The organism is Pseudomonas sp. CNPSo 3701, from assembly GCF_028674975.1.
Classification (GTDB): Bacteria; Pseudomonadota; Gammaproteobacteria; order Pseudomonadales; family Pseudomonadaceae; genus Aquipseudomonas; species Aquipseudomonas straminea.
Map to the genome: position 1 here is coordinate 233,819 of NZ_JAQZSI010000008.1, position 12,433 is coordinate 246,251.

Consider the following 12,433-nt stretch of genomic DNA (forward strand, 5'->3'; position numbering starts at 1 on the left):
AATCAGCGAACATGATCTAACCCTGCCTTCACGCTCTCTGCGGCAATAGCCTCGGACGCATCCTCTTTTACCGCAAGCACCAAACCTATCGCTACAGGTAACCAAGTAACCATCCAGTCTGCATTCGGCTTAAACCATAAGCCGATACCATCGGTGAGCAATGACACGCTCGAAAACGTCCATAGCCCAAGCAAGGCAAGCCCTAAGTCGACTCGACGGTTATGCCACGCCCGCCACCCTACACTCGCCCACAACATGAAAAATAGAGCAAGCCCAACCGCCCCCCAGCGAATCCCCGTATCCAGATAAAGATTGTGGGGATGTTTAAAGGTTCGTCCTAGCGCATCCACTGTGATTCCGTACTCACCAAAACCGACTCCCAGCATCCAGCTCTCTGTAAAAATCGCCAGCCCCTTTTGGAACAGTTCAGGGCGATACGACAGGCCGCGCTGAGCCAGGAACTCGGGAAAGAACAGAGCCACTATGGCAATTCCTAACCCACCTAAACATAGAGTAAACACGCCCAGCCGCGTAGGTCTTGCTAACACAATTACTATAAATGCGGCGACCAGAGCGATCCAAACACCGCGCGTTTGACTCAGTAGAACGAAGAGGCCCATCGCGCCAATAGCTAAAAGGATTAGGAACTTCGACCAACCAGATCGATATCTAACGCTCAGCAAAACACCTAGAACCAGAAGCGCACCTACCGCATGAGCGGCCAGGATGACTGTGTCCCACAGCCCAAGGGCTATAACTCGATGTCCAAGGTCGTTACCTGCTAAGTAATAAACCTTAACAACAGACAATAGTGCAAAAGGCCCGGCTACAAGCGCAGCGGCGCACAGCTGGCTCTCGATGGAATATTTCCTTTGCTGTGCCGCAAGCACCACGCCAAGCAAAGATAGCAGCACATAGAACGGTAACTTGAGACTACTGAGCACGTCCGCTCCGCTATGGATGAGCGTTACGATTAGCGTCCACACCCCCAGCAAAACAAAGAGCACAAACTCAGGCTTCAGCAAATGCTTACGAAACTCGACATGTTTTAGCGCGAACAACCCTGGCAACCAGAGGAGAACAATCAAGAACTGGTGATAAAGCTTGTTACTAGGCATCACCCAAGGAGCACAAAGCAGCGTAAGAAAACCTAATAGCGCCCAAGTTGCCAGGAGATCAAGTCGTGGATAAATCGCTCTCATATCAGACTCTGTTATCCAGCATTCGATTCGCCACACGCTGTAACTGGGCCCCATCGGCTTCCCGCCACCCACCTTGGATACAGTATTCCGCAGCCAAGTAACGCAAAAAGCTCTGCCGTAGCTGATCATCCAGCCCCCACCGCGGAAAGTTCGCAGCCAACTCAAGCAGCTCGCTGGCCGAGTCAGCATGCGCAACAATCCCGGGGATATTGAAAAAAGCCTGCCCAAGGGTCATCACTGGTTTCCCCAGCAGCAAACTTTCAAGTCCGACTGTGGAATTGAGCGTCACGACAAACTCACAGTTCTGGATCAACTCTTGAGTTGGATTGCCATTAGCGAAAAGTAGCCTTTCATGCACCTGTGCATGAAGGTCGGGATAGGTCTCCCTGCTAGAGGGATGCTCCTTGAAAACTACGGTAAGGCCACACTCGTCAGCCAAACGCTTACCAAGAGCAAACAGCTGACGCATATCGCCCACCCAAGGTGAAAACAGTCGCACCTGAGTATCACGGTCATCTTGGAAAGGCATAAATACATAGCGATGTGGCAAGCGGATGGGCTCAAGGCCTTTATTGCGTGACGGACGTGGGATTAGCTGTAGACGGGCCTCAACCGCGCCTTCTGGCGCAATGTAGCGTCGATAGAACTCGGCGTTGCGAGGAACCGAATTGCGATAATTTACACCTTTTGAATCAAGTGTCGTCGTGTCCGGAAGCAATCCATTCTCAAAGAAGAAAGTGCCGCAGCCTTCAGGACGTAGAGCTAGCAGCAGCTGGCAGTAACGATGCGAACCATTCCACACAGCAACATTTTCTGGCTTCTCGCGATGCAATAGCGCTTCTACTCGCAGCGCCATCCAGGCCAATTCCAGCCTTAGCAGCAAACGGTAGAAAAACCCTTCATATTTACGCTTTACTCGCCTCTCTTGGCACTTCTCCTCGATGAGCCCTGCCCAGTCGAGCCGACCTGCGATGGCTGACAACCGCCATGGCCGCGGTAAGGGTAACTGGCTGGGCTGAAAAACCTTGCCCTGCAATTCCGTTTCATCAAGCAGCCGTTTGAAGTAAATAAGCTGATGTTTGGCCAGCGCCAGAAATAGAAACTGAGTCATTCGTTAATCCGGTGAAGAGCGTCAAACCTAACGCAAGATTGTTTGACGGGAAACTCGCTTAAAATAGCGATCCGATTCATGAGGAGTACACCAACCTCTTCATACAAGAATCAATACATGTATTGATGGGGTCTGACAGACAACATTGCTATCAACATTGAGCTAACTCGACTGTCGAGTGGATCACCTGCAGATCGCCAGGAGGGGTTCGACGCTCAAGCAACGTAGCCAGCGCGTCGAGGGTGCTGGGCAAACCTGCGCAACCATTCGCCAAGTGGTATTCAGCGAAATCTGAGCTTTGCTCGACGGCTGCTCTATAGCCGCGCTCTGCAGCAGATACCTGCGCCTGCAAAGCGTCCACCGATGCAACACCGGGCCCGAAGAAACGCTGGAGAGCGAAGATGTCCCGCTCGCCACTGACACTTATGCTTATTACCGGGCGCCGAGCCAGAGCGGCCTCAATAACAGCATTGGACATTATGTTGATTACCATCGAAGCGCGTTGCAACGCGTCTGCCAGATGGCAATCGCGTGACAGAACCGTAAGCTGTGGTATCTCGCTAGCAACCTGCCGCCAGAATGCCGCTTGACTACGCGGATGAGCCCTGAACAGAACTTTGTACTCGGAGTGCTCCCGCGCCCAGTCTCGCAGCAACTCATACGCAGCCTTATACCCCGCCTCCTTCTCCTTATCCGGACCAACGCCCAAGATAAGAATTGTGCGCAACTCCGGATCTGCCGGCGCCAAGTCATAGGTGTTGTCAATCATATGGGAGCCGGCAAGGACGGCCGTTGAACTGCCAAAGCGCAACGTTCGCTTCTGCAGCGCCTCCAATGAACTACGTCCGAACAGAAAGTAATAGTCGTAATCGTTCATTCCCAGCCGACGTGAACTTTCGACTGTAGTGGCGTGAGCCAGATGCACCAATAGGTTTTGCCGGGCGTTCAGGGCAAGCCGCAGAAATGGCGCATATAAGCTGCCATTACGATCATTGAGCAAGACGCGCGGATGGTAACGCTCGACTAGCCACTGTGCATGGGCTGCGTAACCGAAATAGCGAACGGGAATCGGGAATGGCGGCTTGCAGAGCATACGTTGACGGAGCATCTCACCAGGCTCAGGCAACGCAGTTTCCACCAAGCTATAGCCGCGGGCTACCAGCGCATCCTTTAACAGGCGTTTACGTTGCAGGGGAATGACTTTCGTCATCGACTGCAGCAACAGGAAATCGCAGCTCTGCGTTTGCGGATTCGCCACCAAACGCGTCATGGCACGAACACCTAAAATCCAGTCCCGGCTCGCATCGCGCACAAAGCGCAAGACGCTACCCAATAGACCATGACGCTCACGCAAGAGCAGCCAGCGATATCGGTCCAGCATTCGGCACTTGTCCAGCCAGGGATTGCTCATATGCGTTATGCCCAGCTTGACGGTATCAACAGCGTCCGAAAACGCTCAGCAGCAGCCTGATCCGAAAATAATCGTTGCAGGCGGACCAGCATCGCTTCACTTGAGGCCTGCACAGTAGGCACTCGGAGCAACTCGCTGGCTAACCCTTGCACATCGCCCAGCGTGAAAACCTGTCCAACGCCGCCCACAACCTCCGGCGCTCCGCCACAATCGCTGCAGACCACCGGAACACCTCCAGCCATCGCCTCCAGCAACACCATGCCGAAGGGCTCATGATCAGAGGTCAGTGCGAATACATCGAAGGCCTTGAAGTAGCGACGCCCATTCGGTATCTGCCCAAGAAAACGCACTGACTCACTCACCCCTAACTCCATAGCGAGGGCCTTGAGTGAGGACTCCAGACGGCCACAGCCCATAATGGCCAATAGGCTAGACACCGGCAACTGGGGTAGAGCTTCGGCAAAACCACGAATCAGCGTGGCCTGGTCCTTGTCGGGGTGCAGACGGCCTACATTACCGACCACCCAAGCATCCTGAGGTAATCCCAGATGCTCACGCGCAGCCTCACGAGGTAACTGCTCTGCCCGCACGGCCTCGATATCGATACGGTTATAGAGAGTTTCGATGCGCCCGGTTGGCCAATCAGGAAGGCAGGCGCGCATGTCGTCACGTACGGCTTTGGAAACGCCGATCAACATCAGGCGCTTGCTGAAGAAATTGGCGAACAGTTGCCTCGAGCGGCGCTTATAGTCGCCAAAAGCGTGATGTACGCCAATCACCGGCAGGTTGCTGCCCAGCAGAGCCACATAGATCGGTTTGAAGCGGTGCGCGATGCACAGGGCGAAATCGCGTGAGGCAGCAATCCGACGAAAATCCCGGACAGCCCCCAATTTCAGCGCGCGCACCTGGGCGCTGGAATAGTCGAGGAAGATCACCTCGTCGGAAACCGAGCCGCGCTCGACCTCCGCCGATGGCTTGCCGGTCAGATAGACAGTGCAAACCTTGTAGGGCGTGTCTTTGAACAGCACCGCGTATTGCCGCGCGCAGTCCAGAAAGGGGCCGTCGTAGCCATGGCAAAACTGCAGAACCCAGCGCTGCGCTTGACCAGCAGCCTGCTCAGACGCCGTCATACCAATCCTTGCCATCCTTGACCACGAGTACATCTTCCATGATGAGGTACTGCAAGTCAGAGCCGTAGAACATGTTCAGCGCGTCGGTCGGCGAGCAGATCATCGGCTCGCCACGACGGTTGAGCGAGGTGTTCAGCGAGACGCCATTGCCGGTGAGCTTCTCCAGTTCCAGCATCAGGTCGTACCAGCGGGGGTTGTACTGGCGCTCCAGCACCTGGGCGCGCGAGGTGCCATCCTCGTGAACTACCTCGCCGACGCGCTCTTTCCACTCCTCGTTGACCTCGAAGGTGAAGGTCATGAAGGGGCTCGGGTGATCGACCTTGAGCATCTTCGCTGCCACGGTGTCGAGCATGGACGGGCAGAAGGGTCTCCAGCGCTCGCGGAACTTGATCTGCTCGTTGATGCGGTCGGCCACGCCCGGAATACTCGGGCAACCGATGATCGAGCGGCCACCCAAGGCGCGCGGCCCGAACTCCATGCGGCCCTGGAACCAGGCTACCGGGTTGCCGTCGACCATGATTTTTGCGATGCGCTCAGCCGTGTTGTCGATGCGTTTGAAAACCGGCTGGTTCGGGTGCTTGGCGCAGGCAGCGATGACGTCTTCGTTGCTGTACGAAGGGCCGAGGTAGACGTGCTCCATCTTCTCCACCGGCACGCCACGCTGGTGCGAGACGTAGGCGGCGGCGCCGACAGCCGTGCCCGCGTCGCCAGAGGCCGGTTGCACGAAAAGCTCCTTGACGTCATCGCGGGCGATGATCTTCTGGTTCAGTTTGACGTTCAGCGCGCAACCGCCAGCGAAGGCGATCTTGCCGGTTTCCTTGAGGATGTCGCCGAGGTAGTACTCCATCATCTGCAGCGCCAGCTTCTCGAACAGCGCCTGCATGCTGGCCGCGTAGTGGATGTACGGGTCGTCGGCGATATCGCCCTCACGCTTCGGCCCCAGCCACTCGATCAGCTTGGGCGAGAAGTAGTAGCCCTTGCCGTTTTCCTTGTAGCGACGGAAACCGATGACGTTGGCGTAATGGGTGTTGATGATCAGCTCGCCATTCTCGAACTTGGCCAAACGCGAGAAATCGTACTTGGCGGCATCGCCATAAGGCGCCATGCCCATGACCTTGAACTCGCCATCAAGCATCTCGAAGCCCAAGTATTCGGTGATCGCACCATACAGGCCGCCGAGCGAATCCGGATCGAAGAATTCCTTGATCTTGTGGATTTTGCCGTTCTCGCCGTAGCCGAAGAAGGTGGTGGCGTACTCGCCCTTGCCGTCGATACCGAGGATGGCAGTCTTTTCCTTGAAGCCCGAGCAGTGATAAGCACTGGAGGCGTGCGCCAAGTGGTGCTCGACAGGCTCGATCTTGATCTTCTTGGTGTCGAAGCCCAGTTGCTCGAGGCACCAAACGATCTTCTTGCGATAGCGCTTGTAGCGGCGGTTGCCGAAAAGAATCGCATCGAGGGCACGATCGGGCGCGTAGGCGTAACGCTTGGCGTACTGCCAACGGGCTTTCTCGAAGATACTGATGGGCGCGAAGGGAATCGCCACCACATCGACGTCAGCCGGTTTGATCCCGGCTTGCTCCAGGCAGAACTTGGCCGATTCGTAGGGCATGCGGTTCTTCGCGTGCTTGTCGCGCACGAAGCGCTCCTCTTCCACTGCCGCGATCAGCTTGCCGTCGATGTACAGTGCGGCGGACGGATCGTGACTGAGGGCGCCGGACAGGCCGAGAATGGTCAATGCCACAGGTTTGAGCCTCTAATTCGGGCAGGTGCCGGGCACCTGCGGTAAACGTTGGTCGAGCAACTGGTGCAGGGCGGAGCCCGCCGGCCAATTGCGCAGAAAACGGGCGCGGTCACGGGCATAGGCCCGAGCGAAACTGCGCATACTGCGATGCTGCCGCATGGCGTCCAGGTCGATCAGCGACCAGGCGCCCTGCGCATCATCCCAGAACAGATTGTGCCCCTTGAAATCACCGTGGCTGATGCGTTCGCGCAGCAAGGCAGCGAATAGACGATCCAGCGCCAGCAGTTCGTTTTCCGGGGGCGTCGCCTGCTGATGTGCCTCGAAATGCGCGATTATATCCTGCCCGCCGCAATAGTCGGTAATCAGGTACGCCCTACCGCGCAGCCAGCACCAGCGTCGCTCGATCACCGCCAAAGGCGTCGGCGTGGCGATGCCCAGCAGCTGCAGGCGGTTGCCTTCAACCCAGCTATGCCAGGCGCGACTGGGCCGCCAGAAGCGTTTGAGCCAGTGCAGCCAGTTCTTGACGTTGTAACGTTTGACGACCAGAGGCCGAGCGCCAACCTCGACACGCGCCACGGTGGCGGCGCCGCCAGTCTTGTAGATGTGCCCGGCCTCGATGCGTGCGTCCAGATCGGCCAGCAGCGGCTGCAGCGCCGGCTCTGCCTCACGGCGCACCACACGCAGGCCAAAAGCGCCAATGCGCGCGGCGAACAGGCTGCAATCCCGTGCGGTTTTCTTCAGGTAATCGCGCAGACGCCAACGCCGCACCTTGGCGATCTCGGCCTGGAGCATTTCCAGCGGCAGCGCGTGCTCGCCGTTGGCCAGCAAATAGTGGATCAGCAGCTCTTCGAGAACAGCATCCAACTCGGCCGGTAGCTGGGCGAAGAACACGCCGAGGTTTTCCAGCACGCGCGCACGCGACAGCGGCTGCCCTGGCGTTTCGCAGCGCACGCCGCCGCCGTCGATCAGATACAGGCGGCCTTCATGCCGCAGCAGGTTGTCCAGATGCAGGTCGGCCTGCCATAGGCCTTGAGCATGCATCTGCCCAATCGCCCCCAGCGCCTCGGCCAGCACCGCCTGTTGGGCATCGCTCAGCGGCGGCTTGCGTGCTGCCTGACGCCAAGCCTCCCAGAGGCTCTGCGCGCCTTCCAGGTAATCGAACAGCAGCCAACCGCCCTGCCCCTCGACGAAGCCTTGCACCAACAGCTCGGGGGTGACCAGTCCTTGTCCAGCCAACAGCTCAGCACCCTCCAGCTCGCGCTGAAAGTGGCGCTGCGCCTTGCTGCCGACCAACAACTTGGCCAACACCTGGCGCCCCTGCCAGCGAGCCACACCGACATAACGCTGTCCCGGCAACACGCGCAGCAGGCGCTCGAACACCAGCGTCTCGCCAGAGATATCCAGCGACAGCGGCAGCTCAGGTGCGCGACCAGCGTGGTTCAGCTCGCTGAGAAGCATCACCGCGCCTCCTTCTTGCGCTGTCGTGCAGCGATCAAACGCCACCAATGCTCAACATCCACCACATCGCCCAGATATGCATTCAGCAGCTCGCGAACTTCGGCCTCGTTCCAGATGGGGGCTCGCCGTAACAGTGGCTCAAGATCCTTGATCCGGTCACGTCGCCCCAGCAGCAATGGTCGAGTTTTCTCCAGATCGATCAGTTGCGCCTCGAATGTGGCGCCACGTTCCTGCAAAAAAATATGCTTGGGATAGAAGCAACCATGCATTTGCCCAGCCCGATGCAGACAACGCGCTAACTCACCGCAGGCACGCAGAATCTCGCTTCGCTTTGCCCACTCAAGGCTCGGCCAATGTTCGAGCCAATACGCAAGATCATTCCAACCATCCAGCGCGCGGGTCAGCAGTACAGCTCGGCGCTCGCCCGGCAAATTACGTTGGCCGAAGAAAGTTGCCTGCAGCGCAGGAATACCTCGCCCTGCGTAGCGGCGGATATTGCGAAACTCGCGGGCAAACGTTGGCTCGCCGAATGGATGCAACAGGCTACGCGTCAGGTGATTGCTCTGCCGCTTGAGATAGAAGGCGCGCTCGCCAAGATCCAGGCGATACACCGAACTCCAGCCGCCACGCTCGGTGTTGGGCTCATCCACGGCCTCCAATTTCAGTGTCCAGAGGGCGTCAAAGCTCGACAGGCCGTGGCGCTCGAGCAGGGCACGATCTTGCGCGGCGATGAAGTCACTCATTCACGTCCCTCGAAGAATTTCAGCACTTGCCGCACGCGTTTTTTATCCTCGTCATTGAGATGGCTGCAACCCTGATATTGCAGATAAAAACGCAAGCGCTGCGTACGCGACAACACTCGCTTGGCGACCTTGTCGAGACAGGCCAGATCCTTGACGATGCGATAACGCAATAACGAGCCCCGCCAGAAACTGCCAGTAGGACAGTCGATGAAAAACAGCTCGGCCTTTTCGTTGACCAACAGGTTGCGCCACTTCAGATCATTGTGGGTGAAGCGATGGTCGTGCATGAGCCGGGTTGCACGGGCCAGCTGAAGGCTCACGCAGTCGACCCATGCAGCGTCATGCAAACGGGGGTCATTCTGACGAGCCATGCAGGCCATATCCAGAGTCCCCTTCAATTCTCGGGTAATCAGCGCCCCGCGTAGAAAAGTCCCTGCCTTGCGCTCCAGGCCGTGGGCCACGATGGGCGCGGTTGGAATGCCCCACTTGGCAAATAGCTGCAGGTTCTGCCATTCCGCCTTAACGCGCGGCCGCCCCAGAAACCGACGCATGCCCTTGCCAGCTCCCCAGTAGCGTTTGACGTAGTACCGCGCACCTTCGATCTCAACCCGAATGACCTCGGAAAGAGGATCTGATGTCAGACGCTCGCCCTCCAGCCGAAAAACAGCTTCCAGGCTATTGAAATGGCCTGACGAGGGGTCAGTTGCATCATGGTTCCAAACAGACATGCTTATTGCGCTACCACTTAGGAAGCTCCCGGATGAGACGACGGTGAGAAATGAACGGGCGCCAGATTGGCCGTCCCAACCATTTGAAAGTAATGCTGGGATTGATGACTCGGTTAAGGGAGTTGAATCCGGGCCGCCAGGTAAAGTCTTCACGCCTGCGCGTTATCGTGAACGTATAGAGCCCCAGAAGAGATGCGATGTGACCGCCTCCTGAGTCGTTACTGATCACCACCGAACAGCTACGCAGATAATCAACCAGCCCCTTCAGATCGCGAAATGCGTGAACGATATAATTCGGGTAAAGCGACTGTAGTGCCGCCTGCTCCGGGACGGTGACCACAAACTCGACCACCCACCCCCTGGTGGCCAACCTGTCGGCAAGACGCTTGAACCCAGGCGCGGAATAATTCTTGTTGATATCCGGACTGGTAGGAAAAATGGCGATGCGCCGTTTGGCATCCTCACTGACCGCTGGCAGGAATTGGAAGCCCGCCGGGGCAGCAGCTACATCCAGGCCAAGAATCTCGCTAGCATACAAATCGATCCACTGGGTCATGGTTTTACCAGCCCGAGAGTCTCGACAAATCACATTGTTGCCGCCTGGCAGGATATTGCCTCGTATCAACACTTCACGCCGCGCCAGCGGATGGTCTGAAGAAAATTTTTTGCTTGCCAAATAAGCGACATTGCTGAGTTCAGAATCGCTCAACTCATCAAAACGTTTCAGCGCGCATATCACCAAGTCGTTGGAACGCGCCAGACTCGGTAGATCATAATGACCATCGAGGATCGTCAAGCCAGGTAAGTAATGACTTAAAGACAACAATCCTTTAGAGCACAGTGACACTTCTGCTCCAGCAGCCTGTAAGCGCCAAGCCAGCCACAAAAAGAGCGTGGTATCACCCAAGGCCGGGCATGGCACAAGTGCTACTTTCATCCCTGGCCATATCAAAGAATCGTTCTCCAACATTTACAGCAGCTCTCCATATCGCTGTTTTCTTTCATACAGTTTCGCCGCTTTACGCTCCAACCAGGCAAGCACGACGGTCTCCTCGCGCAGTACTTGTCGCAAGGGAATCTGGAAATAGTCACGCAGAAAACGCAGTTTGTCGCGCTGCGTCAGACCAATATCCAGCGCTGAAAAATACAGGGCAGCCAGATCCTTGTTGCGCCAGCGCAGGGGCGTTGCGCGGCGCACCTGCGCGCGGTGCAGGTCGATGATCGACAGGCGCAAGTTGCTTGCCTCGATCGGCCGGTCGGTATGCAGCAGGAAATGGCAGATGTAGCAGTCGCGGTGATTGACACCCGCACGGTGCATCGTGCCCGTCATTGCGGCGACTTCGCGGATCAGTGCCCATTTGAGCGCTGGAGCCGGCGGTTGCCCGGGCCAGTCGAGGCTGAGCTGCTCAAGGTCGACCGTAGGCGCGAGCTCCTCGGTAACGATGAATGAGTGCTGCCTCGCCGGGTTGGCGCCCCGCTCGCCGAAGGCGACGGCGGTCATGGTCGGCACACCCGCCTCGGTCAGCCGCTGGATCGCCTGCCACTCCTGAGCGGCTCCCAGCACCGGCAGCTTGGCAGTAAGTAGGTTTTTGGCAATTTCACCCCAGCCGATTCCGCGGTGGATCTTGACGAAATAGCCGCGGCCATCGACCTCGGCGCGCAGGGTACGGCGCCCTTCCAGCTCACGGTAGACCTGCCCCTGCAAGGCCTCGACGGCCTCGAACGGGTCGGCACCAGCCCACAGGCGCTTAAAGGGCTCGGCCAACATGAGTTTCACCGGCGGCTCCTCAGAATCACATCCGCAGCCCGCTGCGGCATGCTGTAAAGATCAGCTGTATCGGCATAGGCCAGGCCATTTTGTTTCCACTGCGCGCGCGCAGCATCGTCGGCCAGCATCTCGGCCAGCAGGCGGTTCAGCGTGGACTGTTCGAACGGGCTGGGCACTACGCGGCCGGCGTCGGCATCCTCGATGTAATGGGCATAGCCACAGACGTCGGTAACCAGCACCGGCAGCCCGGCGACCAGCGCCTCGAGCAGCACGGTGCCGGTGTTTTCGTTGTAGGCCGGGTGGATCAACAGGTCGGCGCCGAGCAGGAAGCGCGGAATATCGCTGCGCCCTTTGAGAATCTGCACCTGATCGCTCAGGCCGAGGGCTTTTACCTGCAGCAGGAACGGCTTGGGGTCGTCCTGGCCGATGACCATCAACCGGGTACGCTTCTTCAATGCTTCCGGCAAGGCGGCCAGGGCCTTGAGGCTGCGGTCCAGCCCCTTGGTCTTGAACCCCGAGCCGATCTGCACCAGCAAGAGATCGTTATCGCCCAACGAGAATTCGCGGCGAAACTCGGCACGAATCTCGGCGGCATTGGCCGGCGCGCGGCGATCCAGGGCGATGCCCGGGGGCAGCAGGTGAAAGCGCTCGGCAGGCGTGCCGTAATGTTTGACGAACAGCGGCTGCTGCACCTCGGAGATCATCAGGATCTCGGTGTTCGATTCGGGCGCGAAAACCGCTCGCTCGTACTCGGCGAAATGCTTGTAGCGGCCCCAGCGGCGATACATCGGGTTGCGCAGGGTCTGCGCCTTGTCTTCGAAGCAGCCGTCGGCGGCATAATAGACGTCCAGGCCGGGCATCTTGTTGAAGCCGACCACCCGGTCGACCGGGCGCTGCTGTAGGTCGGCCTGCACCCAGGCGGTGAGTTTCTCGTTGCGATGATGGTTGAACAGTGCCTTGACCGGTACCACCACCACTTCGAAGTCCTCCGGCACCTCGCCTTCCCAGATCGGCGTGTACACGCGGATGCTGTGGCCGCGCTGCTGGCACTCCAGGGCGATGCGCATGAAGTCCCGCTGCAGCCCGCCGTAGGGGAAGTACTTGTAGAGGATAAAAGCCAGGCGCATCGGCCCTCCGCTCG

General features: G+C 58.1%; 11 protein-coding genes. All 11 read right to left on the minus strand.

What is annotated here, in order from left to right; translation table 11 throughout:
* Window positions 1-2 precede the first annotated feature (2 nt).
* Window positions 3-1,202, minus strand: a complete 1,200-nt coding sequence (locus PVA39_RS21095) for an O-antigen ligase family protein (protein ID WP_274125706.1) — start codon at window positions 1,200-1,202, stop codon at window positions 3-5.
* 1 nt (window position 1,203) lies between these two features.
* Entirely contained in the window at window positions 1,204-2,313 is a 1,110-nt protein-coding gene (locus PVA39_RS21100) for a capsular polysaccharide export protein, LipB/KpsS family (RefSeq protein WP_274125707.1), read from the minus strand.
* Between the two features lie 151 nt (window positions 2,314-2,464).
* Complete coding sequence (locus PVA39_RS21105) at window positions 2,465-3,724, minus strand: capsule biosynthesis protein (RefSeq protein ID WP_274125708.1); 1,260 nt, start codon at window positions 3,722-3,724, stop codon at window positions 2,465-2,467.
* Between the two features lie 5 nt (window positions 3,725-3,729).
* Window positions 3,730-4,854, minus strand: coding sequence for a glycosyltransferase (locus PVA39_RS21110; RefSeq protein WP_274125709.1), 1,125 nt, complete (start codon window positions 4,852-4,854; stop codon window positions 3,730-3,732).
* Complete coding sequence (locus tag PVA39_RS21115) at window positions 4,841-6,595, minus strand: carbamoyltransferase family protein (protein ID WP_274125710.1); 1,755 nt, start codon at window positions 6,593-6,595, stop codon at window positions 4,841-4,843. The genes PVA39_RS21110 and PVA39_RS21115 overlap by 14 nt, the downstream gene beginning before the upstream one ends.
* A 12-nt stretch (window positions 6,596-6,607) precedes the next feature.
* The gene (locus PVA39_RS21120) at window positions 6,608-8,053 is read right to left on the minus strand and encodes a lipopolysaccharide kinase InaA family protein (RefSeq protein WP_274125711.1); all 1,446 of its coding nucleotides are present in this window, start codon (window positions 8,051-8,053) and stop codon (window positions 6,608-6,610) included.
* Complete coding sequence (locus PVA39_RS21125; protein ID WP_274125712.1) at window positions 8,053-8,796, minus strand: lipopolysaccharide kinase InaA family protein; 744 nt, start codon at window positions 8,794-8,796, stop codon at window positions 8,053-8,055. Before PVA39_RS21125 ends, PVA39_RS21120 begins: the two co-directional genes overlap by 1 nt.
* Window positions 8,793-9,524: a lipopolysaccharide kinase InaA family protein gene (locus PVA39_RS21130; protein ID WP_274125713.1), complete on the minus strand. Its 732-nt coding sequence runs from the start codon at window positions 9,522-9,524 to the stop codon at window positions 8,793-8,795. Before PVA39_RS21130 ends, PVA39_RS21125 begins: the two co-directional genes overlap by 4 nt.
* Before the next feature lie 10 nt (window positions 9,525-9,534).
* Complete coding sequence (locus tag PVA39_RS21135; protein ID WP_274125714.1) at window positions 9,535-10,494, minus strand: glycosyltransferase family 9 protein; 960 nt, start codon at window positions 10,492-10,494, stop codon at window positions 9,535-9,537.
* Window positions 10,495-11,301 carry a lipopolysaccharide core heptose(I) kinase RfaP gene (rfaP, locus tag PVA39_RS21140; RefSeq protein ID WP_274125715.1) on the minus strand — a complete coding sequence of 269 codons (807 nt, stop codon included), beginning with the start codon at window positions 11,299-11,301 and terminating at the stop codon, window positions 10,495-10,497. It abuts the gene before it with no gap.
* On the minus strand, window positions 11,298-12,419 hold the full coding sequence (locus tag PVA39_RS21145; RefSeq protein WP_274125716.1) for a glycosyltransferase family 4 protein: 1,122 nt from the start codon (window positions 12,417-12,419) through the stop codon (window positions 11,298-11,300). Before PVA39_RS21145 ends, rfaP begins: the two co-directional genes overlap by 4 nt.
* Between the last annotated feature and the right edge of the window lie 14 nt (window positions 12,420-12,433).

Excerpts from the sequence above, each read along its gene's own strand:
- PVA39_RS21100 (WP_274125707.1), bottom strand. The coding sequence starts at position 2,313 with ATGACTCAGTTTCTATTTCTGGCGCTGGCCAAACATCAGCTTATTTAC.
- PVA39_RS21130 (WP_274125713.1), bottom strand. The coding sequence starts at position 9,524 with ATGTCTGTTTGGAACCATGATGCAACTGACCCCTCGTCAGGCCATTTC.
- PVA39_RS21105 (WP_274125708.1), bottom strand. The coding sequence starts at position 3,724 with ATGAGCAATCCCTGGCTGGACAAGTGCCGAATGCTGGACCGATATCGC.
- PVA39_RS21095 (WP_274125706.1), bottom strand. The coding sequence starts at position 1,202 with ATGAGAGCGATTTATCCACGACTTGATCTCCTGGCAACTTGGGCGCTA.
- PVA39_RS21125 (WP_274125712.1), bottom strand. The coding sequence starts at position 8,796 with ATGAGTGACTTCATCGCCGCGCAAGATCGTGCCCTGCTCGAGCGCCAC.
- PVA39_RS21110 (WP_274125709.1), bottom strand. The coding sequence starts at position 4,854 with ATGACGGCGTCTGAGCAGGCTGCTGGTCAAGCGCAGCGCTGGGTTCTG.
- PVA39_RS21145 (WP_274125716.1), bottom strand. The coding sequence starts at position 12,419 with ATGCGCCTGGCTTTTATCCTCTACAAGTACTTCCCCTACGGCGGGCTG.
- PVA39_RS21135 (WP_274125714.1), bottom strand. The coding sequence starts at position 10,494 with ATGTTGGAGAACGATTCTTTGATATGGCCAGGGATGAAAGTAGCACTT.
- PVA39_RS21120 (WP_274125711.1), bottom strand. The coding sequence starts at position 8,053 with ATGCTTCTCAGCGAGCTGAACCACGCTGGTCGCGCACCTGAGCTGCCG.